This is a genomic window from Micromonospora sp. S4605, from assembly GCF_003176715.1.
Taxonomy (GTDB): domain Bacteria; phylum Actinomycetota; class Actinomycetes; order Mycobacteriales; family Micromonosporaceae; genus Micromonospora; species Micromonospora echinaurantiaca.
Genome location: NZ_QGSW01000301.1, coordinates 1 through 23,519, shown reverse-complemented (window position 1 = coordinate 23,519; position 23,519 = coordinate 1). Strand labels below are relative to the sequence as shown.

21 protein-coding genes and 1 pseudogene are annotated in these 23,519 nt (G+C 72.8%); 7 read left to right on the top strand and 15 right to left on the bottom strand.

Features of this window, described 5'->3' with window-relative positions; all coding sequences use genetic code 11:
- From DLJ47_RS37135 to DLJ47_RS27165, 3 genes and pseudogenes are all read left to right on the top strand, one after another.
- Positions 1–435: pseudogene (locus DLJ47_RS37135) on the top strand (hypothetical protein); the annotation flags it as partial.
- A 199-nt stretch (positions 436–634) separates the two neighbouring features.
- Positions 635–2,554, top strand: a complete 1,920-nt coding sequence (locus tag DLJ47_RS27170; RefSeq protein WP_233258037.1) for a DEAD/DEAH box helicase — start codon at positions 635–637, stop codon at positions 2,552–2,554.
- 99 nt (positions 2,555–2,653) lie between these two features.
- Complete coding sequence (locus tag DLJ47_RS27165; protein ID WP_233258036.1) at positions 2,654–3,283, top strand: putative glycolipid-binding domain-containing protein; 630 nt, start codon at positions 2,654–2,656, stop codon at positions 3,281–3,283.
- Positions 3,284–3,408: 125 nt separating this feature from the next.
- On the opposite strand, the gene DLJ47_RS27160 is transcribed toward DLJ47_RS27165, so the two are convergent.
- The 3 genes from DLJ47_RS27160 to DLJ47_RS27150 all read right to left on the bottom strand — a co-directional run bounded on the left by DLJ47_RS27160 (position 3,409) and on the right by DLJ47_RS27150 (position 5,899).
- Complete coding sequence (locus DLJ47_RS27160) at positions 3,409–4,500, bottom strand: PLP-dependent cysteine synthase family protein (RefSeq protein WP_109904089.1); 1,092 nt, start codon at positions 4,498–4,500, stop codon at positions 3,409–3,411.
- Positions 4,501–4,522: 22 nt separating this feature from the next.
- Complete coding sequence (locus DLJ47_RS27155) at positions 4,523–5,350, bottom strand: SDR family NAD(P)-dependent oxidoreductase (protein ID WP_109904087.1); 828 nt, start codon at positions 5,348–5,350, stop codon at positions 4,523–4,525.
- 90 nt (positions 5,351–5,440) lie between these two features.
- Positions 5,441–5,899 (bottom strand): Lrp/AsnC family transcriptional regulator, encoded by a 459-nt coding sequence (locus tag DLJ47_RS27150; RefSeq protein ID WP_109904085.1) that lies wholly within the window; start codon positions 5,897–5,899, stop codon positions 5,441–5,443.
- Positions 5,900–6,168: 269 nt separating this feature from the next.
- Here DLJ47_RS27150 and DLJ47_RS27145 point away from each other — a divergent pair, with 269 nt between their 5' ends.
- A complete protein-coding gene (locus DLJ47_RS27145) occupies positions 6,169–6,435 on the top strand; it encodes a BldC family transcriptional regulator (protein WP_088996984.1) in 267 nt (88 codons plus the stop codon).
- Between the two features lie 45 nt (positions 6,436–6,480).
- Here the strand turns inward: DLJ47_RS27145 and DLJ47_RS27140 are convergent, their stop codons facing one another.
- From DLJ47_RS27140 to DLJ47_RS27130, 3 genes are all read right to left on the bottom strand, one after another.
- Complete coding sequence (locus DLJ47_RS27140; protein ID WP_109904083.1) at positions 6,481–7,116, bottom strand: UbiX family flavin prenyltransferase; 636 nt, start codon at positions 7,114–7,116, stop codon at positions 6,481–6,483.
- Between the two features lie 111 nt (positions 7,117–7,227).
- On the bottom strand, positions 7,228–8,139 hold the full coding sequence (gene mqnP, locus DLJ47_RS27135) for a menaquinone biosynthesis prenyltransferase MqnP (RefSeq protein ID WP_109904081.1): 912 nt from the start codon (positions 8,137–8,139) through the stop codon (positions 7,228–7,230).
- A complete protein-coding gene (locus DLJ47_RS27130) occupies positions 8,139–9,599 on the bottom strand; it encodes a menaquinone biosynthesis decarboxylase (protein WP_109904079.1) in 1,461 nt (486 codons plus the stop codon). Before DLJ47_RS27130 ends, mqnP begins: the two co-directional genes overlap by 1 nt.
- Before the next feature lie 164 nt (positions 9,600–9,763).
- Between DLJ47_RS27130 and DLJ47_RS27125 the strand changes: the two genes are divergently transcribed.
- Positions 9,764–10,579, top strand: coding sequence for an alpha/beta fold hydrolase (locus DLJ47_RS27125; RefSeq protein WP_109904077.1), 816 nt, complete (start codon positions 9,764–9,766; stop codon positions 10,577–10,579).
- Between the two features lie 51 nt (positions 10,580–10,630).
- On the opposite strand, the gene DLJ47_RS27120 is transcribed toward DLJ47_RS27125, so the two are convergent.
- A complete protein-coding gene (locus DLJ47_RS27120; protein WP_109904075.1) occupies positions 10,631–11,185 on the bottom strand; it encodes a carboxymuconolactone decarboxylase family protein in 555 nt (184 codons plus the stop codon).
- A 106-nt stretch (positions 11,186–11,291) separates the two neighbouring features.
- Between DLJ47_RS27120 and DLJ47_RS27115 the strand changes: the two genes are divergently transcribed.
- Positions 11,292–11,765 carry a MarR family winged helix-turn-helix transcriptional regulator gene (locus DLJ47_RS27115; RefSeq protein ID WP_109904073.1) on the top strand — a complete coding sequence of 158 codons (474 nt, stop codon included), beginning with the start codon at positions 11,292–11,294 and terminating at the stop codon, positions 11,763–11,765.
- 51 nt (positions 11,766–11,816) lie between these two features.
- Here the strand turns inward: DLJ47_RS27115 and ccsB are convergent, their stop codons facing one another.
- Genes ccsB through hemL form a run of 6 tightly spaced genes read right to left on the bottom strand, consistent with a single transcriptional unit; the run spans position 11,817 to position 17,871 of the window.
- On the bottom strand, positions 11,817–12,791 hold the full coding sequence (ccsB, locus tag DLJ47_RS27110; RefSeq protein WP_109904071.1) for a c-type cytochrome biogenesis protein CcsB: 975 nt from the start codon (positions 12,789–12,791) through the stop codon (positions 11,817–11,819).
- Complete coding sequence (gene resB, locus DLJ47_RS27105; protein ID WP_109904069.1) at positions 12,791–14,479, bottom strand: cytochrome c biogenesis protein ResB; 1,689 nt, start codon at positions 14,477–14,479, stop codon at positions 12,791–12,793. Before resB ends, ccsB begins: the two co-directional genes overlap by 1 nt.
- On the bottom strand, positions 14,479–15,312 hold the full coding sequence (locus DLJ47_RS27100; RefSeq protein WP_109904067.1) for a cytochrome c biogenesis CcdA family protein: 834 nt from the start codon (positions 15,310–15,312) through the stop codon (positions 14,479–14,481). Before DLJ47_RS27100 ends, resB begins: the two co-directional genes overlap by 1 nt.
- Positions 15,312–15,884, bottom strand: coding sequence for a TlpA family protein disulfide reductase (locus DLJ47_RS27095; protein ID WP_109904065.1), 573 nt, complete (start codon positions 15,882–15,884; stop codon positions 15,312–15,314). Before DLJ47_RS27095 ends, DLJ47_RS27100 begins: the two co-directional genes overlap by 1 nt.
- On the bottom strand, positions 15,884–16,531 hold the full coding sequence (locus DLJ47_RS27090; RefSeq protein WP_088996973.1) for a histidine phosphatase family protein: 648 nt from the start codon (positions 16,529–16,531) through the stop codon (positions 15,884–15,886). Before DLJ47_RS27090 ends, DLJ47_RS27095 begins: the two co-directional genes overlap by 1 nt.
- A 2-nt stretch (positions 16,532–16,533) precedes the next feature.
- Positions 16,534–17,871: a glutamate-1-semialdehyde 2,1-aminomutase gene (gene hemL, locus DLJ47_RS27085; protein ID WP_109904063.1), complete on the bottom strand. Its 1,338-nt coding sequence runs from the start codon at positions 17,869–17,871 to the stop codon at positions 16,534–16,536.
- A 188-nt stretch (positions 17,872–18,059) separates the two neighbouring features.
- On the opposite strand from hemL, the gene DLJ47_RS27080 reads away from it, so the two are divergent.
- On the top strand, positions 18,060–18,395 hold the full coding sequence (locus DLJ47_RS27080) for an STAS domain-containing protein (protein WP_088996971.1): 336 nt from the start codon (positions 18,060–18,062) through the stop codon (positions 18,393–18,395).
- Between the two features lie 60 nt (positions 18,396–18,455).
- Here the strand turns inward: DLJ47_RS27080 and DLJ47_RS27075 are convergent, their stop codons facing one another.
- Positions 18,456–19,010, bottom strand: coding sequence for a response regulator (locus tag DLJ47_RS27075; RefSeq protein WP_109904061.1), 555 nt, complete (start codon positions 19,008–19,010; stop codon positions 18,456–18,458).
- A complete protein-coding gene (locus tag DLJ47_RS27070) occupies positions 19,007–23,374 on the bottom strand; it encodes a HAMP domain-containing protein (RefSeq protein WP_109904091.1) in 4,368 nt (1,455 codons plus the stop codon). Before DLJ47_RS27070 ends, DLJ47_RS27075 begins: the two co-directional genes overlap by 4 nt.
- Positions 23,375–23,519: the final 145 nt, after the last annotated feature.

The window sequence follows — 23,519 nt, the reverse complement described above, 5'->3', positions numbered from 1 at the left end:
GGCCCGGTCGCTCCGCCGGCCGCCCCGGCCGACCGGCGGAGCGACCGGGCCGGCGGGCCGGAGCCGTCGGCGCCCGCCGGTGCCGCCGGCTGGTCGGCCTCCAGCCCGGTCACCGCCCCGCCCGCCGGGCGGCCCGGCCGGTACGACGGCGGGCCGGACCTGGCCAGCACGGTCTACGGCGCCGGCACCGACGGGCCGGGATTCGCCACTGTCTCCTTCCCCGCCGGCAATCCGCTGGAGAACTCCGGCTCACTGACCGGGCACATCCTGGCCCAGGGCTGGGCCGACTCGCCGGCCGCCGAACGGTCCAGCAACACCCGGGTGGTGATCGTTCTGGCGGCCTCGCTGGGCCTGCTCGTGGCGATCAGCGTGCTGGTCGTGCTGCTCGCCAACGACGTCATGGACGGTCTGGTGGGCGGCATCCTGACCAACTGACCCTCGCTGCCGGGGCGATGGTGAGCCCGCCCACTACGGCTCCGCGTCACCCTGGCGGGCCGGTCTCTCCGCCGTACACTTGTGGAGATCACTGACCCGGCGCGCGTCCTGCGCGCCCATGGGCGATCTTGCGAGCGATTCGGCGGCGGTGAGCCGCGACCGGCCATCGCGAAGATGCGCCCCGCTCGAAAGGCATTTCTTGACCACCTTTGCTGATCCCAGCACGTTTCCGTCCGCCTTCGACGCCTCCACCGGAGATCCCACCGAACCGGCCGCCGCGGTGACCGCCACCGGACCGACCGACACGGTGACCGCCGCCGAGCCGGCCGACGCTCCGCCGGCCCCTGACTTCGCCGCCCTGGGGCTGCCCCAGCCGCTGGTCCGCGCGCTCGCCCGGCAGGGCATCACCGCCCCGTTCGAGATCCAGCGCGCCACCGTGCCGGACGCGCTGGCCGGCCGGGACGTCCTCGGCCGGGGCCAGACCGGCTCCGGCAAGACCCTCGCCTTCGGCCTGCCGGTGCTCGCCCGGGTCGCCGCCGGGGAGCGGGCCCGCCCGCTGCACCCGCGGGCCCTGGTCCTGGTGCCGACCCGGGAACTGGCCATGCAGGTCAACGACGCGCTGCTGCCGCTCGGCAAGGCGGTCGGGGTGTTCCTCAAGACCGCCGTCGGCGGCGTGCCGTACGACCGGCAGATCGACGCCCTGCGGCGCGGCGTGGAGATCGTCGTGGCCACACCGGGGCGGCTCGGCGACCTGATCGAGCGCGGCGTCTGCCGCCTCGACGACGTCGAGGTCACCGTGCTCGACGAGGCCGACCAGATGGCCGACATGGGCTTCCTGCCGGAGGTCACCGAGCTGCTGGCCAAGACCCCGGCCGGCGCGCAGCGGCTGCTCTTCTCGGCCACTCTGGACGGTGACGTCGACGCGCTGGTCAAGCGGTTCATGACCGACCCGGTCACGCACTCCACCGCACCGCCGACCGCTGCGGTCTCCACCATGGACCACCACCTGCTGCTGATCCCGCCGCACGACAAGTTCCCGGTGGCGGCGTCGATCGCCGCCCGGGAGGGCCGGACCATGGTCTTCGCCCGCACCCAGCTCGGCGTGGACCGGCTGGTCGAGCAGTTGGCCGCGGTGGGCGTACGGGCCGGCGGGCTGCACGGCGGCAAGACCCAGCGGATGCGCACCCGCACCCTGGCCGAGTTCCGCGAGGGCCGGATGAACGTGCTGGTCGCCACGGACGTGGCGGCCCGGGGCATCCACGTGGACGGGGTGTCGCTGGTGCTGCACGTCGACCCGCCGAAGGACCCGAAGGACTACCTGCACCGGGCCGGGCGCACCGCGCGGGCCGGCGAGTCGGGCGCGGTGGCCACCCTGGTCCTGCCCAAGCAGCGCCGGACCACCCTCGCCATGCTGGAGAAGGCCGGCGTGGAGCCGGCGCAGACCCGGGTACGGGCCGGCGACCCGGCGCTCGCCGAGCTGACCGGCGCCCGCGAGCCGAGCGGCGTACCGGTGCGCGACGAACCCGAACAGCCGCGCCGGCACGGCGACCGGCCCGGTGGCCCGCGCCGCTTCGGCGACCGCGACGGCCGGCCGGAGCGCCGCTACGGCGACCGCCCGCAGGGCGAGCGCCGGTTCAACGGCCACGGTGAGCGGGCCGAGCGCCGCTTCGGCGACCGGCCGGCCGACGGCCGGAGCTACGGCGAGCGCGACGGCCGGCGCCACGGCGACCGGCCGGCCGATGGCCGCGGCTACGGCGCCCGCGGCTTCGACGACCGGGGCGAGCGGCGGTTTGGCGACCGCCCGCAGGGCGAGCGGCGGTTCAACGACGGTCACGCTGAGCGGGCCGAGCGCCGCTTCGGGGACCGGCCGGCCGACGGCCGCGGCTACGGCACCCGTGGCTTCGAGGACCGGGGCGAGCGCCGGTTCGCCGACCGCCCGCACGGCGAGCGGCGCTACGGCGACCGCCCGACCGACGGCCGGGCGCACGGTGAGCGGCCGCAGGGTGAGCGGCGCTACGGCGACCGGGGCGGGTTCCGGCCGGAGGGCCGGGGCCGGGACGACCGGCCGCGTGACGACCGGCGCGGCCACGGCGGCCGGCCGCCGGCGCGTACCCACTGAGCCGTACGACACAACGGAAACGCCGCCCGGAGCCGAAGCTTCGTGGCGGCGTTTCCGCATGCCCTGCCGACCTGGGCCGGGTCGCGTAACGTCCGGCTCATGCCGACCATGCCGAAGTCGCTCTTCTGGACCCGGACGGACACCGCCGGCGCCGAGCACGCCCGGTTCGACGACACCCGGGGGCTGACCGCGCGGGGCACCCAGCTGGCCGTGGACCCGATCCCCTACACCTGCCGCTACCAGCTGGCCACCGACGAGGGGTGGGCGAGCACCCGGCTCGAGATCGAGGTCGAGGGGGCGGGCTGGCTGCGCAGCGTACGGCTGGAGCGGGCGGCCGACCGGTGGCGGGTGACCACCGCCGAGCAGGGTGACCTGGACGGCGCGTTGACCGCGGCCGGCCACCCGCCGGCCGGGCTGCCCGGCACCGACGATCCGGACCGACTGGCCGACGCGCTCGACATCGACCTCGGCGGTTCGGCACTCTTCAACGTCCTGCCGGTACGCCGGCTCGGGCTGATCGACGCGCCGCCGGACACGGTGCGGCGGATCACCGTCGCCTGGGTGCTGGTGCCGGGCCTGCAGGTGGTCCCGGCCGAGCAGGTCTACACCGCGCTCGGCCCGCGCCGGGTCCGCTTCGCCAGCGACACCTTCACCGCCGACCTGGAGCTGGACGCCAACGGCTACGTGCTGCGCTACCCCGGCCTCGCCGAGCGCTCCGCCGGCGCCTGAGCGCTCCCACCGCGGGCCACCGACCCGCTCCTTCGAAAGAGTGGCCATCTTCCACGGAATGGCCACTCTTTCTCTGTTCGTGCGGCCCCGGCGCGCGCGGGCGGGGCGACGGCGCGGGCGGGGGGTCAGGCGGGCCAGGCGCCGGTGGCGAGGAAGCGCTCGACGGTGGCCAGGTGGGGCTCCAGGTCGAGGCCCTGGGCAGCCACCCAGGAGTCGGCGTAGTAGGTGTCCGCGTACCGGTCACCGGCGTCGCAGATCAGGGTGACCACCGAGCCCCGCCGGCCGTCGGCGAGCATCCCGGCGATCAGCCCGAACGCGCCCCAGAGGTTGGTGCCGGTCGAGCCGCCCACCCGCCGGCCGAGCACCGCCGAGGCGGCCCGCATGGCGGCCAGCGACGCGGCGTCCGGCACCTGCACCATCCGGTCGACCACCGAGGGCAGGAAGGACGGCTCCACGCTCGGCCGGCCGATCCCCTCGATCCGGGAGCCCCGGCCGGTGCGGATCGACCAGTCGGCCGCCTGCCAGGCGGGGTAGAACGCGGAGTTCTCCGGGTCGACCACGCAGAGCTTGGTGGGCAGCCGGCGGTAGCGGGCGTACCGGCCGATGGTGGCGCTGGTGCCGCCGGTGCCCGCGCCCACCACGATCCAGGCCGGCACCGGGTGGCGTTCCAGGGCGAGCTGCGCGTAGATCGACTCGGCGATGTTGTTGTTGCCCCGCCAGTCGGTGGCCCGCTCGGCGTAGGTGAACTGGTCCATGAAGTGCCCAGCGGTGTCCTCGGCCAGCCAGCGGGCCTCCACGACCACCCGGGCCGGGTCCTCGACCAGGTGGCAGCGGCCGCCCTGGAACTCGATCTGGGCGATCTTCTCCGGCGAGGTGGAGGCCGGCATCACCGCGATGAACGGCAGCCCGAGCATCCGGGCGAAGTACGCCTCACTGACCGCCGTCGACCCGGACGAGGCCTCCACGATGGTGGTCTCCGGGCCGATCCAGCCGTTGCAGAGCCCGTACAGGAAGAGCGAACGGGCCAGCCGGTGCTTCAGCGAGCCGGTGGGGTGCACCGACTCGTCCTTCAGATAGAGGTCGATGCCCCACTCCCTGGGCAGCGGGAAGGGCAGCAGGTGGGTGTCGGCGGACCGGTTGGCGTCGGCCTCCACGGTGGCGATCGCCTCGGTCACCCACGCCCGGCTGGCCTCGTCGCACCGGTCGAGATGAGTCACGCCGGAAACCTAACAAGGCCGGTCAGGGCCGCGCCGCGCCGCCCCGGCGGCGCTGCCGCCGTTGGCCGGCCCGGCCGACCGCCGCGATCACCGGGGTCAGCCCGACGGCGAGTCGGGGCAGCGTGTCCAGCAGCCGCACCTGCGCGCCACGCCAGCGCGGCAGGCTGACCACCGGCCGGGGCCGCCGGGCCAGCCGGGCGGCCCGCGCGGCCACCCGCTCCGGCGTGAGCAGCGTGCCGGTGAAGGAGACCGCCGCGCCGGGGTCGTCCAGCCGGTCGTGCAGCATCGGCGTCCAGATCCCGTCCGGGCACAGGCACGACACGTGTACGCCCCGGTGCCCGGCCGCCCGCAGGTCGGCCAGGGTGCCCAGGCTGAACGCGAGCAGGGCGTGCTTGCTGGCCGCGTAGACGGTCTCGCCGGGGGCCGCGATCAGCCCGGCCAGCGACACGACGTTGAGCACGTGCCCGTGGCCCTGGGCGCGCATCACCGTCAGCGCGGCGAGGGTGCCGTTCATCGCGCCGAGGGTGTTCACCTCGACGACCCGCCGCCGGGTCGCCGCGTCGTGCGCCCAGGACGGCCCGGTGACCAGGATCCCGGCGTTGTTCACCCAGAGCCCGAGACCGCCCCGGTCGGCCGCCTCGGCGGCCACCGCCGCGCAGGCCTCCTCGTCGCGGACGTCCAGCGGGCGGGACCAGCCGCCGAGCGGGGCCGCGGCCTCGGCGACCGCGGCCGCGTCGAGGTCGGTGAGGAGCACCGGCCAGCCGTCGGCGTGCAGCGCGGCGGCGAGCGCCCGGCCGAGCCCGCCCGCCGCACCGGTCACCACGGCGGCTCCGGGTGCGGGCGTGTTCATCGGCGCACGCTACCGCCGCCGCCCCGGGCCGCGCCAGAGCGGACCGCCCGGGCCGCGCCAGAGCCGACCGCGGCCGGCCGGCCCGGGCGGTCAGGCGGAGGGCGGGGTGACCGGTTGTGGGCGGTTCTCCCACTTGGTCGACAGCGCGATGCCGGTGCGGGTGGAGGCCACCCCGGGCGTCCGGTTCAACCGCACGATCAGCCGCTCCAGCTCGGTGATGGTGGTCACCCGGGCTTTGAGCAGGAACGACTCGACGCCGGCCATGAAATAGCAGGACTCGATCTCGGGTATCGCCCGGAACGCCTCCAGCACGTCGTCGGTGTCCGCACCGGAGTCCTCGATGATGCCGATCAGGGCGGTCACGCCGAGCCCGACCGCCTCGGGGTCGATCTCCGCCCGGTACGCCCGGATCACCCCGCCGGCCTCCAGCTTGCCGACCCGTTCGTGTACGGCGGGAGCCGAGAGGCCGACCTGTCGGGCCAGTTCGGCGTAGGACAGGCGGGCGTTGCCGCGCAACAGCTCCACGAGGCTCAGGTCGATGGCGTCCACGGAATGTAGACCCTAGTCGCACAGGCGTAACGCCGGGCGTTCGGTATCCGTTGGATATAACAGCAGGTGACTGTTCGCAGACTGACGGTGACGGGAGAGCAACGCCGGTACCATTTACTAACTTCCCACTCAGTGCGTTTTTCGCGTTTGGCGGACAGGCCAGGTCGCTGGTGCTGTAATTGCCATACGTCCCTCATGACGGCTCTGGGCTCGCACCGGCCGGGGGCAGTGTGTTCAGCCGGGGGCTTCGTCGACGCGAGGAGGGGGCTGTGGACACTGGAGATCGCCTGCTGACACCGGGAGAGGTCGCCGCACTGTTTCGGGTTGACCCGAAGACTGTGACGAGATGGGCGGCGGCGGGCCGGATAGGAAGCATCCGGACTCCAGGCGGGCATCGCCGGTTTCGGGAATCCGAGGTGCGCGCCCTGCTGGAAGGGGAGGGCATGCTGGACGAGGCGGAGGACGTGGGCAAACCGCGCAACGTGGGCCCCGCCGCCTCGACCGGGCCCGGTCCGGCCAACGCCGGAATGTACTGAGGATCGGCACGCGGACCGGACGCGGGGTCCGGTCCGCGTCCTGACTCACCACTGGTCCCGGGCCGCGCCCAACTCGCCCGACCAGCGCCGGAACAGGGTGTGCGGCACGCCCAGCGCGTCCAGCACCTTGCCGGCCACGAAGTCCACCAGCTGCGCGGCGGACGCCGCCGCACCCGCGCCGTAGAAGCCCGGACTCGCCGGGAGCACGACCGCACCGGCGTCGTGCAGCGCGATGAGGTGTTCGAGGTGGCTACGGGTCACCGGGGTCTCCCGCGGCACCACCACCATCGGCCGCCGCTCCTTGAGGTTGACCTCGGCCGCCCGTTGCAGCAGATCCTTGGAGAGGCCGATCGCGATGCCCGCGCAGGCCGCCGTGCTGGCCGGCACCACCACCATCCCGCGTACCGGGTAGGAGCCGCTGCTCGGCCCGGCCGCCAGGTCGCCGGCGGGCCAGTGCCGCAGGTCGGCGCCGGCCAGGTCCCGGCCCAGCCAGGCGGCGAGGTCCTCGGCCCAGTGCCCGTCCCGGAACGGCCGCCCGGTCTCGTCCAGCAGGGTCAGCCGGGCCGCCCGGGAAACGATCAGGTCAACCGGCTGCCCGGCGTCGAGCAGCCCCCGGACGACGGCCGCCGCGTACGGCGTGCCGGACGCCCCGGACACCCCGACCACCCATGGCTCGCGCATGCCCTCCAGCCTGCCTGGTCGCCGCCGCCGGCCGTCGGCCGCCCCCGGATCGCCGCACGTTGGGACCACGGGCGGGCCGGGACCGCCCGGCGCGGGGTGGCGATCCGCCGGTCAGGGCCGCAGGCCGAGCCGGACCACCAGGTCGAGCAGGGCGAACGCGAACAGCGCGATGCCGACGAAGCCGTTGGCGGTGAAGAACGCCCGGTTGACCCGGCTCAGGTCGGTCGGGCTGACCACCAGGTGCTGGTAGCCGAAGGCGACAGCGGTCAGCGCCAGGCCGATCCACCAGAGCCAGCCGAACCCGACCAACGCGCCGAACCAGGCGAAGAGCGCGAAGGTCACCACGTGCGCGACGGTCGACGCGTGCAGGGCGAACCGCAGCCCGTACCGGGCCGGCACGCTGTGCACGCCGATCCGCCGGTCGATCTCGGCGTCCTGGCAGGCGTAGATCAGGTCGAACCCGCCGATCCAGAGCCCGACGGCAGCGCCGAGCAGCCAGGCCGGCCCGGAGCCGTCGAGGGTGCCGGTGACCGCCAGCCAGGCGCCGACCGGGCCGACCGCCTGGGCGACCGCGAGGATGGCGTGCGGCCAGTTGGTGAACCGCTTGCCGTACGGGTAGACGACCAGCGGCACCACGGCCAGCGGCGCCAGCGCGAGGCAGAGCGGGTTGAGCAGGGCGGCGGCGGCCAGGAAGACCACCAGCGCGACGGCCGCGCCGGTCCAGGCCGTCCGCACGCTCACCGCCCCGGTGACCAGTTCGCGCGAGGCGGTACGCGGGTTCCGCGCGTCGATCCGCCGGTCCAGGATCCGGTTGGCGGCCATCGCGAACGTCCGCGCGCCGACCATCGCCACGGTGATCAGCAGCAGGTCGAGCCAGCGCACCCGCCCGCCGTCGACCTGCATGGCGGTCAGCGCCGACAGGTACGCGAACGGCAGCGCGAACACCGAGTGCTCGATCGCGACCAGCCTGAGGAAGGACTTGACCCGGCCCGGCCGCTCGACCGGCGCGTCCACGACGGCCATCAGATCCCGTACTCCTTCCAACGCTTGTCGACCAGCGAGACCACCTCGGGCGACATCCGCATCTCCTCCGGCCAGCCCCGGGTGTAGCCCTCCTCGGGCAGCTTGCGGGTCGCGTCGACGCCCGCCTTGCCGCCCCAGAACTGCTGGTACGACGCGTGGTCCAGGTGGTCCACCGGCCCCTCGGTGAGCAGCAGGTCGCGGGCGTAGTCGACGTTGCCGAAGGCGCGGAAGGCGACCTCGTTGTAGTCGTGCACGTCGCAGTCCTCGTCGACGATCACGATCAGCTTGGTCAGCGACATCATGTGCGCCCCCCAGATCGCGTTCATCACCTTCTGCGCGTGCTTCGGGTAGCGCTTGCGGATCGACACGATCGCGCAGTTGTGGAACACCCCGGCGGCGGGCAGGTCGTAGTCGACGATGTCCGGGATCAGGAAGCGCAGCAGCGGCGCGAAGATCCGCTCGGTGGCCTTGCCGAGGCCGTGGTCCTCCTGCGGCGGCTGGGACGTGACGATCGAGTGGTAGACCGGGTCGCGCTGCATGGTCATGCACTCGATGTGCATCACCGGGAACGGCTCCACGGGCGTGTAGAAGCCGGTGTGGTCGCCGAACGGGCCCTCCGGCAGCCGCTCGCCCGGCTCGAGGTAGCCCTCCAGGACGATCTGCGCGTGCGCCGGCACCTGCAGCGGAACGGTCAGGCAGTCCACCATCTCCACCCGCTCGCCGCGCAGGTACCCGGCGAACAGGTACTCGTCGATGTCGGCGGGGAGCGGCGCGCTGGCGGCGTACGCGACCGCGGGGTCGGCGCCGATGGCGATCGCCACCGGCAGCCGCTGCCCGAGCCGCTCGGCGACCGCGTGGTGCGCCGTGGAGTTCTTGTGGATCTGCCAGTGCATGCCGATCGTGTTGTGCGAGTGCTGCTGGAGCCGGTAGAGCCCGAGGTTGCGCTTGCCGGTCTCCGGGTGCTTGGTGTGGGTCAGCCCGAAGTTGTGGAAGATCCCGCCGTCGCCCGGCCAGACCTGCAGCCCCGGCAGCCGGTTCAGGTCGACGTCGTCGCCGCGGTAGACCACCTGCTGGCAGGGGGCGGTCCTGACCTTCTTCGGCGGCATCGACTTGAGCTGCATGACCTTGCCGAGGCCGTCCATCATCCCGGAGAGGCCCATCGGCAGCTCCGGCTTGAGCATGTTGCCGATCCGCTCGCCGATCTCGTCGAGGTGCTCCACCCCGAGCGCCATCGCCATCCGCTTCTCGGTGCCGAAGAGGTTGATCGCCACCGGCATCTCGCCGCGGGTCGGCCGCTCGAAGAGCAGCGCCGGGCCGCCGGCCCGGACCGTACGGGTGACGATCTCGCTGATCTCCAGGGTGGGGTCGACCGGAGCGCTCACCCGCCGGAGTTCGCCCGCGCGCTCCAGCGCCGCGAGGAAGTCCTTCAGATCGTTGTACGGGAAGCCACGAGCCGCCATGCCAGCCAGTCTCCCGCACCCGCTGGCGGGCCGCCCACGCCGGGTGGGCGGATGCCGCCGCCGGCCGTGTGCACTCCACCACACCGGCCGCCCGGACCGGGCCGGAATGTCGGTGCCGGGTGGCACCATCCCCGGGCCGTCGCAGGAGTACGAGGGGAGCCGGGATGCCGCGCCGCACGTCCGTGTCGTTGAAGGTCGTCGAGCGGGGAGCGGGCACCCCGGTGCTGGCGCTGCACGGCTGGACCCCGGACCACCGGCTGATGCTCGGCTGCCTGGAACCGGTGTTCGCCGGGCGCACCGGCTACCGGCGGCTCTACCCGGACCTGCCCGGGATGGGCGCCTCGCCCGCCCCGGCGGAGATCGCCAGCTCCGACGACGTGCTCGACACCGTTCAGGACCTCGTCGACGACCTGCTCGGCGACGAGCCGTTCCTGCTGGTCGGCGAGTCGTACGGCGGCTACCTGGCCCGCGCGCTCGCCCGCTCCCGCCCCGACCAGGTGCTCGGCCTGGCGCTGATCTGCCCCACCGGCACCGCCGTGGAGCAGGCGGACCGCAGGGTGCCGGAACGGCAGGTGCTCCGTCCCGACCCGGCCCTGCTCGCCGCGACCGACGCGCGCACCGCCACCGAGTTCGCCGACATCTCGGTCGTGCAGACGCCCGAGACGCTGCGCCGGTTCCGCGAGGAGGTCATGGCCGGGCTGGACGCGGCCGACGCCGTGGCGATGGCCCGGATCCGGCAGCGGTGGACCCTCACCGAGGACCCGGAGGGTGGCGCGCCGTTCACCCGGCCGACCCTGGTCCTGACCGGGCGGCAGGACCACGTCACCGGCTACCTCGACCAGTTCGCGTTGCTGCCGCACTACCCGCGGGCGACGTTCGCGGTGCTCGACGTGGCCGGCCACAACCTGCAGATCGAGCAGCCCGGCCTCTTCGACGCGTTGGTCGGCGAGTGGCTCGACCGGGTCGCCGCCGAACGCTGAGCGACCGGCGACCGGGTCACGGCCGGGCGTTCAGCGGGCCGCCGGCCGCGGTCAGGCGGCGGGCTGCCAGGCGTACCGGGCCAGCGGCGGGTCGACCGGTGCGGCGGTGAGCCGGTTGGCGAAGGTGGAGATGGTGTACGTGCCGACGCCGAGCACCACGTCCAGCGCGTGCCGGGGCTGGTAGCCGGCCGCCAGGAACGCGGACAGCTCCGCCTCGGGCACCGCGCCCCGGTGGTCGAGCACGGCGTGGGTGAACCGGCGCAGCGCCTCGAGCCGGTCGTCGGGCAGCGGCGTGCCGGCGCGCAGCGCCTCGATCAGCTCCGGCGCCGCGCCGTGTCGGGTCAGGGTGGCGGTGTGCATGGCGACGCAGAGGTGGCACTCGTTGCGGGTGGCGACGGTCAGCACGACGACCTCCCGGTCGATCGGGCCGAGGTCGCACTTGTCGAAGATGCCGGTGACGGTGAGGAATCCGGTGAGCAGCTCCGGGGACTCGGCCATCAGGCCGACAGCGGTGGGCAGGTGGCCGAGTTTGCGGCGTACCCCCTCGATGGTCGGGCGGGCGGCGGCGGGAGCGGTCTCGACGGTGTGCGGGGTGAAGACGGGCACGGTTGGGCCTTTCATCGGGCAGGGGCGGCACGGCGCGCGGACTCGCGCCGGCCGTGACGTACGATCGTCAACGTGGTTGTCCAAATGGTAAACCTGGTTGTCGAACATGGCAACTGACCCCGACCGGCCCGGCTTCCTGCTGCCCCTGCTGCTGCTGGCCGGCTTCCGTACGCTCATCGACGACCTGCACGCCGAGCTGGCCCGGCAGGGGCACCCCGAGCTGCGCCCACTGCACGGCTTCGTGCTCCAGGCGGTCGGCGCCGACGGCACCACCGCCACCGAACTGGGCCAGCGGCTGGGCATCTCCAAGCAGGCGGCCGGCAAGACGGTCGACCGGCTGGTCGCCCTCGGCTACCTGGAACGTGCCGACGATCCCCGCGACGCCCGGCGCAAGCTGGTCCGGATGACCACGCGCGGGCACGACGGGCTGCGCCGCTCGGCGGTGGTCTTCGACCAGCTCCGGCAGCGCTGGGCGGACACGCTGGGCGCGGACCGGGTGGCCGCGCTGGAGGACGACCTGCGGGTGGTCACCCCGGCCAACTGGTTCCGGCTCGACGTGCCCGGCTGGTTCGGCGGCTGACCGGCCCCGCCGGCCGCCCTCAGGGCGACGTCACCAACGACGGGAGCGGGTTCAGTCGAGGCCGCCGTAGGAGTGCAGGCCCTCGAAGAAGATGTTCACGCCGAACAGGTTCATCAGCATGGTGCAGAAGCCGACCACGGCCAGCCAGGTGGCCACGTTCCGCCGCACGCTCGGAGTGGCCCGGGCGTGCAGGTAGCCGGCGTAGATCACCCAGGAGATGAACGACCAGGTCTCCTTCGGGTCCCAGCCCCACGGCCGCCCCCAGGCGGCCTCGGCCCAGATCGCCCCGGCGATCACCGCGAAGGTGAAGACCGGGAACGCGAAGGCGTGCAGCACGAAGGTCAGCCGCTCCAGCGCGGCCGCCGCCGGCAGCCGCTTGGCCAGGGTGTACGGGAAGCTGCGCTGGCCGCGCTCGTAACCGGCCCGCATCAGGTACGCCACCGCCGGCACCACGCCCAGCAGGAAGATGCCGGAGCTGAACACGACGGTCGAGACGTGGATGACGAACCAGTACGAGTTGAGCGCCGGCACCAGCGGCACCACCGGCACGTAGAGCACCAGCTCGGCGGTGGCCACCAGCAGCACCATCACCAGGGTCAGGAAAAGCCCGAGGCGGCGCAGCGACGGCCGCTTCCAGAGCACCACCAGCCAGGCGGCGACGCCGATGAACGAGACCGTGAGCACGAACTCGTACATGTTGCCCCACGGCATCCGGTCGGCCGCGATGCCGCGGGTGACCAGCGCCGCGAGGTGCAGCAGGCCGCCGAGCGCGGTGACGCCGACCGCGATCCGACCGGCCAGCCGGGCCCGGTGCGCGCTGCGCCCGGCGGTGGTCGACTCGGCCACGACCGGCTCGGCTGGAACGCTGCCACCGGCCGCACCGACACCGGCACCGACCAGTTCCCGCGCCGGCGCGGCGACCTGGGCGCGGGCGTTGCCGAGCGCGTACTCGACCGCGTGGCTGATCATGGCGACCAGGTACGCCAGGATCGCGAACGACACCAGCTGGTCGGAGAGTGCGGACATCACTCGGCTCCTTCTCGCGCTCCGGCCGGCTCGCCTCCGTCGCGATCCGCACCGGCCCGCTCGTCCACCCGCTCGTCACCGCTGACCGCGGCCACGAGCTGTGCGAACTCGTCGGCGAACCCGGGGTGGTCGGTGCGCGGCAATCCACCGGCCTCGACCAAACTACTACCGCCCGTCGGAGATCCACTCGCCGGGTCGGCGGAACCACCCGCCGGGACGACGACGCCGGCCGGGAGCACCCGGAAGAAGACCCGCCGGCGGCGGACGAAGAGCGAGCCCATCAGGCCCGCGAGCAGCGTCGCGGCGCTCACCAGCAGCAGCGTCGAGCCCGGGTCGTACCGGACGGACAGCACGATGTACGGCTCCGTCCCCAGGAACTCCAGCTTGGTGCCGTCGTCCAGGGTCCAGGTCTCGCCGACCTTGAGCAGCTTGGTGCCGACCTCCTTGACCTTGCCGGTCCGCACCTGCCGCTGGTCCAACTCGTAGACCGACCCGGGGATGCCCGCGTCCAGGCCGAGGTTGCCCCGGTACGCGACGAGGTTGAGCAGCGGGTTGCGCTCGGTCGGGAACTCCGACCGGACGAACGGCCCCTGCTGCGGGGCGGTCGGCAGGTACAGCCCGGTGAAGGCCATCTGAAGGTCGGGGTCGCGCCGCCCGGTGGCCGGGTCGACGTTCGCGTCCGGGAAGGCGGCCACGCCCTCGCCGGTGATCCCGATGTCCCCGGTGGTGAGGAACGGCGTCGTGCTGGTCTGGCTGCGGCCGAACCGGTCGGTGTAGCGGATCACCGGGGCGTACCCGTGGCCGAGCAGGTAGACGTTGGCGCCGTCCACCCGCAGCGGAGAGTTCACCGAGAACTCGGCCGGGCGCGGCCCGCGGCCCTCCTCGTCGACGGTCACCTTGGCGTTGAAGAACTTCGGCTGGCCGTTGTCCTCGAGGAACTCCGCCTCGAAGTCGTCCAGCCGCAGGCAGAAACCGGGCAGGTCGGCGCTGTTCACCCGGGGGCCGAACTTCGTCTCGGCGTACTGCTGCTGGGTGTTGCAGAACGCGTTGTCCGCGCCGGCGACCAGCAGCCGGTTGCCGCTCCAGCCGTACCAGGAGCCGAGCGCGACGCCGATCAGCACCACCACCATCGAGGTGTGGAAGAGCAGGTTGCCGGTCTCCTTGAGGTAGCCCTTCTCAGCGGAGACCTCGTCGCCGCGGACCACCACCCGCCAGCGCCGCCGGCGCAGCACCTCGGCGATCGCCGCCGCGCCGCCGGCCGGCGCGGCCAGCACCGCGTGCTGCGGCAGCCGGTCCAGCCGCTTCGGCGCGACCGGCGGCTTCGCCCGCAGCGCCCGGGCGTGGTCGCGCAGCCGGGGCGTGATGCAGCCGATCAGCGAGGTGAACAGCAGCAGGTAGATCGCGGAGAACCAGACCGAGCCGAACGCCTCGAAGGCGCCGATCCGGTCCAGCACCGGCGCCAGGTCGGGGTGCGCGACGAAGTAGTCCCGGACATCCTCCGGGTTGACCCCGCGCTGGGGCAGCACCGAACCGGGGATGGCGGCGACGGCGAGCAGGAAGAGCAGCACCAGCGCGGTACGCATGCTGGTCAACTGCCGCCAGGAGTTGCGCAGCAGGGCCAGCACCGGGTTGGGCCGGCGACGGGGAGCCTCGGCCGGGGATGCCGGCCGATCGTCCACGACGGTCATCAGATGCTCACCTCGCCCACCCCGACGGTGGTCTGCAGCCAGATCACGAAGTTGGTCCACCCGCCGGTGACCAGCGCGAGGCCGATCAGGATCAGCAGGGCGCCGCCGATCCGGGTGACCCAACGGCTGTTGCGCCGGACGGCCCGGAACACTCCGAGCAGGCGCTGGAAGCCCAGCCCGAAGGCGACGAACGGTATCCCCAACCCGAGGCAGTACGCCACGGCGAGCACCACGGCCCGGTCGGTCTGCCCCTCGATCGCGGCCATGCCGAGCACCGCGCCCAGCGTCGGGCCGACGCAGGGCACCCAACTGAGCGCGAAGACCGCGCCGAGCACCGGCGCGCCGAGCAGCCCGGCGGCGGGCAGCCGGTGGATCCGGAACTCCCGTTGCATCCCCGGCACCAGCCCGAGGTAGCCCAGGCCGAGCAGCACCACCAGCGCGCCGATGACGATCTCCAGCGTCCGCTCGTGGTCGAAGAAGATCCGCCCGAACCCGGCGAAGAGGATAGCGGTGGCGGTGAAGACGACGGTGAAGCCGGCGACGAAGAGCAGCGTCCCGGCCAGCACCCGGCCCTTGACAGCGGTCCTGGCCAGCGGCCGGGCGGCGACGGCCAGCCCGCCGCCCGAGGTGTCCGGATCGCCTCCGGCGGCCGGGCCCGGCTTCGGGCGGCCCTCCAGGTCGGCCCCGGCCAGCCCGGTCACGTACGACAGGTAACCGGGCATCAGCGGGAGCACGCACGGGGAGAGGAAGCTGACCAGCCCGGCCAGCGCGGCCGCGCCGATGGCGAGCAGCAGCGGGCCGCTCTGCGCCAGTTCCCGGAACGTCTCGCCCATCAGCGTTGACCGGTCGGCGCCGGCGACTCGGCGGCGATCCGCTCGACGATGGGCTGCAGGCCCTCCTGCTTGACCGCCGCCCGGATCACCGCGGCGATCCGCCCCTCCCGGTCCAGCACCACGGTGGCCGGGATGGTGTTCGGCGGGATGTCCAGGGCGAGCGCGAGCCGGCTCGGCGGGTCGTACAGGCTCGGGTAGCTGACCCGGCCCTCCTCGAAGGCCTTCGCCTTGTCCCGCTGGTCCTGCACGTTGATGCCGAGGAAGGTCACCCCGGAGCCCTTGGTGGCCTGGTAGGTGGCCTCCAGGTCGTCCGCCTCGGCCCGGCAGGGCGCGCACCACGAACCCCAGAAGTTGACCACCACGACCTGGCCGCGGGCGGTGGCGACGTCGTAGCTGCCGCCGGTGAGCAGTTCACCGGCGAGCTTCGGGGCGGCGGACCGCTGGTCGGGCGCGCACTCGATGATGCCGTCCCGGTTGGCGCAGGCCTCCTCCCCACCCGCCGGCGAGCAGCCGGCCACCGCCACCGCGGTGACGGCGGCGAGCAGAGCGCCGGTCCACCTCCGGACGTTCATCAGGCCCCCTTGGCCGTCCGGGCGGTCGGCGACATCGCGATCAGGTGGGCGGCCGGCTCGGAGTAGCCGATGCCGACCACCTTGGCACCCTCGAAGTGGAACGAGGTGAGGCTGGCCAGCCCGCACTGCCGCTTGCGCGGGTCGTGCCAGAGCCGCTTGCGCTCGATGTGGCGGCGCAGCGTCCAGATCGGCAGCTGGTGCGAGACCAGCACCGCCTCGCGTCCCTCGGCGGCCACCCGGGCGGCGTGCAGGGCGGCGAACATCCGCTCGGCGATGGCCCGGTACGCCTCGCCCCAGGACGGGGTGACCGGGTCGCGCAGCACCCACCAGTTGCGCGGGTCGCGGAACGAGCCGTCACCCGGGGAGACCTTCTTGCCCTCGAACCAGTTGGCGCTCTCGATCAGCCGCTCGTCCACGCCGACCGGCAGCCCGAACTGCGCGGCGATCGGCTCGGCGGTCTGCTGGGCGCGCTCCAGCGGGCTCGCCACCACGTGCACGATCTCCCGGTCGGCCAGCCCCTGCGCCGCCGCCTTGGCCATCTGCACACCGAGTTCGGAGAGGCGGAACCCGGGCAGCCGGCCGTAGAGGATCTTGTCCGGGTTGTGCACCTCGCCGTGCCGCAGCACGTGGACCACCGTCGTACTCACCGCTACCCCCCGAGACCCGCCGACGCCGCCGCGGCGGCCGCACCCGGCAGCGCGGCGGCGATCTGTTCCAGCGCGGCGTCGTCCAGCGCCGCCGACACGAACCACGATTCGAACGCGCTCGGCGGCAGGTAGACCCCGGCCGCGAGCATCGCGTGGAAGAACGCCTTGAAGGCCGGCACCTGCTGGGTGCGGGCACTGTCGTAGTCGACCACGTCGGCGTCGGTGAAGAAGATCGAGAACATGCTGCCCGCGTACGACAGCCGGTGCGGCACCCCGGCGGCGGCCAGCGCGTCGGATGCCAGCTTGCCCACGACGGCGGCCGTGTCGTCGAGCTTGCGGTAGACCGCCTCGTCGGCCAGCCGCAGCGTGGCCAGGCCGGCGGCGCAGGCCAGCGGGTTACCGGAGAGCGTGCCGGCCTGGTAGACCGGGCCGGCCGGGGCGAGCCGGGCCATCACCTCCGCCCGGCCGCCGAACGCCGCGGCGGGCAGCCCACCCCCCATGACCTTGCCGTACGTCCACAGGTCGGCGTCGCTGGCGTCGAGGCCGTGCCAGCCGGAGCGGGAGACCCGGAACCCGGTCATCACCTCGTCGACGATGAGCAGCGCGCCGTGCGCGTGCGCGATCCGGGCCAGTTCCTGGTTGAAGCCGTCGCGCGGGGCGACCACGCCCATGTTGCCGGCGGCGGCCTCGGTGATGACCGCGGCGATGTGCTGGCCCTCGGCGGCGAACGTCTCCTCCACCGCCCGGACGTCGTTGTACGGCAGCACGATGGTCTCGCTCGCCGCCGCGCCGGTGACGCCGGGCGAGTCGGGCAGGCCGAGGGTGGCCACGCCGGAGCCGGCGGCGGCGAGCAGCGCGTCGACGTGCCCGTGGTAGCAGCCGGCGAACTTCACGATCTTGGAGCGGCCGGTGAAGCCGCGGGCCAGTCGGATCGCCGACATGGTCGCCTCGGTGCCGGAGTTGACCAGCCGGACCTGCTCGACCGGGGTGCGGTCGACGATCTCGGCGGCCAGCTCCACCTCGCCGGGCGTCGGGGTGCCGAAGCTGGTGCCCCGGGCCGCGGCGGCCTGCACGGCGGCGACCACCTCCGGGTGGGCGTGACCGAGGATCAGCGGCCCCCAGGAGCAGACCAGGTCGACGTAGCGCCGGTCGTCGGCGTCGTAGAGCCAGGGACCCTCCCCCCGGACCATGAAGCGCGGGGTGCCGCCGACGGCGCGGAACGCGCGCACCGGCGAGTTCACCCCGCCCGGCACGAGGGCGCGGGCGCGGTCGAACAGGGCCTCGGAGGCCGGCGCGTCGGCCGGGTAACGGCCGGATCCGGCGGGAAACATATCGGTCACGATGCGGCCATTGTGTCAGCGCCGGACGGCGAATCGGCAGGCACCCCGCGCGGGGGTTACCAGTCTCACCCGCTCGCGCTGCCGGCCGGCGGCCCGCCACGCGCCCGGCCGGCGATCGGGCGCCCGGATCGGGCCCGATCGGCTCGCCTCGACGGGCCGGGTGGTCGAGATCGCGATAGGCTGACCGGGTGGATCGTGCCGAACTGTCCATCACGGTACACCGGACGGGCGACGAAGCAGTGCTGCGCCTCGCCGGTGAGATCGACATGCTCACGGCCGCCCAGCTGTCGACAGTCGTCAATGAGGTGCTGACCGACCCGCCACCGCGCATCGTGCTCGACCTCGGCGGGGTCACCTTCTGCGACTCACAGGGCCTGGGCACTCTGGTGGTACTCAGCCGCAAGGCCAGTCACGCGCAGAGTCTGCTCGTCCTCACCCACGTGGGCGACTTCCTGCTCCGCGTCCTGGACATCACCGGCCTCCGCTCCGCCCTGATGATCCGCAACGACCAAACCACCGGCTGACCCCCTCCCACCCGCGCCCCCCGCTCGGGTGCCCGCGTGGGTGGGAGGGAGGCCGGGAGGTCAGGGGGTGTTGCCCCAGCGGGCTTGTTCGAGGATCTCCACGGCGCGGTGGTGGGCGTCGGGGTCGTCGGCGCGCAGCAGGGTGGTCGCCTCGTCCACGGCGTCGGTGAGCATCCGCCACTGCGCGTCCCGCTCGCGCACCAGGTCGGACTGGGCGGCCAACTGCCGGGTCTTGACCCACAGCTCCACGAAGACCGACACCTTGGCGCGCAGCACCCACGGGTCGAACGGCTTGGTGAGGTAGTCGACGGCGCCCACCGCGTACCCGCGCAGGGCCAGTTGGGCGTCCCGGTCGGCCGCGGTGAGGAAGATGATCGGCACATGCCGGGTACGCTCCCGGCGCTTGATGTGACTGGCCGTCTCGAAGCCGTCCATCTCCGGCATCTGGGCGTCCAGCAGGATCACCGCGAAGTCGTCCACCAGCAGCTGCTTCAGTGCCGCCTCGCCGCTCTCCACGGCGACCGACTGGACCGGCAGCCCCTGGAGGATCGCCTCCAGTGCCATCAGGTTCTCCCGCCGGTCATCGACCAGCAGCGCCTTCGCCATCTGGGTCACGAGCTCTCCTCGGTCCGGCCGCCGCTGATCCAGGACGCCATGAGCTCGATCAGCTCGTCCAGGTCGACGGGTTTGGTGATGTAGTCACTGCCGCCGGCCTCCAGGGCGGACTCCCGGTCCCCGGGCATCGCCTTCGCGGTCAGGAAGACGATCGGCAGGTCGGCGAAGCGGTGGTTACGCCGGATCTGCCGGGTCGTCTCGTAACCGTCCTGGTCCGGCATCATCGCGTCCATCAGGACGATGTCCACCTCCGGATGCTCGGCCAGCAGGCGAACGCCGTCCGCCCCGTTGTCCGAGTACAACACGGTCATGCCGTGCAGTTCCAACGCGCTGGTCAGCGCGAAGACGTTCCGGACGTCGTCGTCCACGATCAGCACGGTGGCCCCCTCGAGCCGCCGGGTGGTCGGGCCGGGCGTCGGCTCGGTCAGCTCCACCGGCGGCATGAGCAGCGAGGACGGCAGTCCCGCGCGGGACGGCGACGGTGGCAGCGGGGCCACCACCGCGTCCGGCGCCAGCACGTCCGGCACGAAGAGCGTGAACGTCGAGCCCTGCCCGGGCGCCGAGGTCACGCTGATCGCGCCGCCGAGCAGCCGGGCCAGGTCCCGGCTGATCGACAGCCCCAGCCCGGTGCCGCCGTAGCGGCGGCTGGTGGTGCCGTCGGCCTGCTGGAACGCCTCGAAGATCAGCGACAGCTTGTCGTCGGAGATGCCGATCCCGGTGTCGATCACCGTGAAGGCGATCACCTGCCGGGCGTTGACCAGGGCCGGCACGTCGAAGACCTCGTTCTCCGCGGCCGGCGCGATGCGCAGCGTCACCGCGCCGTTGTCGGTGAACTTGACCGCGTTGGAGAGCAGGTTGCGCAGGATCTGCTGCAGCCGCTGGGCGTCGGTGACCACCGAGGACGGCAGGTCCTTGCTGACCCGTACCTGGAAGTCCAGGCCCTTCTCCTCGGCCTGCGGGGCGAACGCCTGCTCGACGTACGCGCGGATCTCCTCGAACCGGACCTCGGTCGGCTCGACGTCCATCCGGCCCGCCTCGATCTTGGACAGGTCGAGGATGTCGTCGATCAGCGAGAGCAGGTCGGAGCCGGCGCTGTGGATGGTCCGGGCGAACTCGATCTGCTTCGGGGTGAGGTTCTGCTCCGAGTTCTCGGCCAGCAGCCGGGCCAGCAGCAGCAGCGAGTTGAGCGGCGTCCGCAGCTCGTGGCTCATGTTGGCCAGGAACTCCGACTTGTACGCCGACGCCCGGGTGAGCTGCTGCGCCTTCTCCTCCAGGCCCAACCGGGCCAGCTCGATCTCCCGGTTCTTGGTCTCGATGTTGCCCTTCTGCTCGGAGAGCAGGGTGGCCTTCTCCTCCAGTTCGGCGTTGGTGCGCTGCAGCTCCGCCGACTGCTCCTGCAGTTCCAGCGCCAGCCGCTGGGACTGGGCCAGCAGCTCCTCGGTGCGCCGGTTCGCCTGGATGGTGTTCACCGCGATGCCGATGGTGAGCACCAGCCGCTCCAGGAACGACAGGTGCAGCTCGGAGAAGGGGGTCACGCTGGCGAACTCGATCACGCCGAGCAGTTCGCCCTCGAAGAGCACCGGCAGCACGACCAGGTCGGCCGGCGGCGTGTCGGCCAGCCCGGAGCGCAGGGTGAGCCGCCCGTCCGGCGAGCCCCCGACCCGGATGGTCCGGCGGGAGAGCGCGGTCTGGCCGACCAGCCCCTCGCCCGGCCCGAAGGTCACGTCGTGCCCGCGCGCCACGTAGCCGTACGAGGCGGTCAGCCGCAGCCGCATCACGCCCTCGGAGGTGTCCGCCAGGAAGAACGCACCCAGTTGCGCGTCGACCAGCGGGGTCACCTCCATCATGATCATGCGGCAGACCTCGCCGAGGTCGCGCTGGCCCTGGAGCAGGCCGCCGATCCGGGCCAGGTTCGAGTCGAGCCAGCCCTGCTCGGCGTTCTTCTTGGTCGTCTCCCGGAGGGTGACGATCATCTGGTTGATGTTGTCCTTCAGCTCGGCGACCTCGCCCTGCGCCTTGACCGCGATCCGCTGGGTCAGGTCGCCCCGGGTCACCGAGGTGGAGACCTGGGCGATCGCGCGCAGCTGGGTGGTGAGCGTCGAGGCGAGCTGGTTGACGTTCTCGGTGAGGTCCCGCCAGGTGCCGGAGACCCCCTTCACCTGCGCCTGACCGCCGAGCTTGCCCTCGCTGCCCACCTCACGGGCCACCCGGGTCACCTCGTCGGCGAACGACGAGAGCTGGTCGACCATCGTGTTGACGGTGTTCTTCAGCTCCAGGATCTCGCCCTGCGCGTCCACGGTGATCTTCTGGGACAGGTCGCCCTTGGCCACCGCGGTGGTCACCGAGGCGATGTTGCGCACCTGGCTGGTCAGGTTCGACGCCATCGAGTTCACGTTGTCGGTGAGATCCCGCCAGGTGCCGGAAACCCCCTTCACCTGCGCCTGACCGCCGAGCTTGCCCTCGGTGCCCACCTCACGGGCCACCCGGGTCACCTCGTCGGCGAACGACGACAACTGGTCCACCATCGTGTTGACCGTCGACTTCAGCTCCAGGATCTCGCCCTGCGCGTCGACCGTGATCTTCTGCGACAGGTCACCCTTGGCCACCGCGGTGGAGACCTGGGCGATGTTGCGCACCTGGGCGGTCAGGTTCGACGCCATCGAGTTCACGTTGTCGGTCAGGTCGCGCCAGGTGCCGGCGACCCCGCGTACCTGGGCCTGGCCGCCCAGCTTGCCCTCGGTGCCCACCTCACGGGCCACCCGGGTCACCTCGTCGGCGAACGACGACAGCTGGTCCACCATCGTGTTGACCGTCGACTTCAGCTCCAGGATCTCGCCCCGGGCGTCCACGGTGATCTTCTGGGACAGGTCGCCCTTGGCCACCGCCGTGGTCACCGAGGCGATGTTGCGCACCTGGCTGGTCAGGTTCGACGCCATCGAGTTCACGTTGTCGGTCAGGTCCCGCCACGTACCGCTGACGCCCTTGACCTGGGCCTGACCACCCAGCTTGCCCTCGGTGCCCACCTCACGGGCCACCCGGGTCACCTCGTCGGCGAACGACGACAACTGGTCCACCATCGTGTTGACGGTGTTCTTCAGCTCCAGGATCTCGCCCTGCGCGTCGACCGTGATCTTCTGCGACAGGTCACCCTTGGCCACCGCGGTGGAGACCTGGGAGATGTTGCGCACCTGGCTGGTCAGGTTGCCGGCGAGCTGGTTGACGTTCTCGGTGAGGTCGCGCCAGGTGCCGGAGACCCCGCGCACCTGGGCCTGGCCGCCCAGCTTGCCCTCGGTGCCCACCTCACGGGCCACCCGGGTCACCTCGTCGGCGAACGACGAGAGCTGGTCCACCATCGTGTTCATGGTGTCCTTGAGCTCCAGGATCTCGCCCTGGGCGGCCACGGTGATCTTCTGTGACAGGTCGCCCCGGGCCACCGCGGTGGAGACCTGGGCGATGTTGCGCACCTGGCTGGTCAGGTTCGACGCCATCGAGTTGACGCTGTCGGTGAGGTCCTTCCAGGTGCCGGCGACGTTCGGCACGTCCGCCTGGCCGCCCAGCTTGCCCTCGGTGCCCACCTCCCGGGCCACCCGGGTCACCTGCTCGGCGAAGAGCCGCAGGGTGTCGGTGAGGTAGTTCATCGTGTCGGCCAGCTCGGCCACCTCGCCGCGCGCCCCGACGGTGATCTTCTGCGACAGGTCGCCCTTGGCCACCGCCGTCGCCACCTGGGAGATCGACCGCACCTGGCCGGTGAGGTTCGACGCCATGGTGTTCACCGAGTCGGTGAGGTCCTTCCAGGTGCCGGCGACGCCGCGGACGTCGGCCTGGCCGCCCAGCTTGCCCTCGGTGCCCACCTCCCGGGCCACCCGGGTCACCTCGTCGGCGAACGAGGAGAGCTGGTCGACCATCGTGTTCACGGTGCGCCCGATGCGCAGGTACTCACCGCGCAGCGGCCGGCCGTCGATCTCCAGCGCCATGTGCTGGGAGAGATCGCCGTCGGCGACCGCCACGATCACCCGGGCGATCTCGGTGGTCGGCCGGCCCAGGTCGTCGATCAGCGAGTTGATCGCCCGCTGCCCCTCCGCCCACGAGCCGTCCAGCCCCTCGTCATCGAGGCGTTCGGTGAGCCGGCCGTCCCGGCCGACGATCCGGCTGATCCGGCGCAGGTCCAGGTACTGCCGCTCCTGGAGGGAGACCACCTCGTTGAAGGCGTCCGCCACCTCGCCGGCCCGGCCCGCCCGCCTGGGCAGCCGGACCTTCAGGTCACCGCGGCGCACCCGCCGCAGCGCCTCGGTCAGCTCGACGAGGACCGCCTCGTGGTCGGGCGCGGTCTGGTCCGCGGCTACCGACTGTTTCGCCGTGGTCATCATTCCTCGCTCACGTCGGGGGCCACCGGTGCGTGCCGGCACGTTGGCATCCCATCATTGTGCCTGCGAGCTCGGCCAGCGCCACGTCGCGCGGCCGCGCGGCACGCGCGGACCGGAACCGGGCGGCGGGGGATCGGCTTGGCAC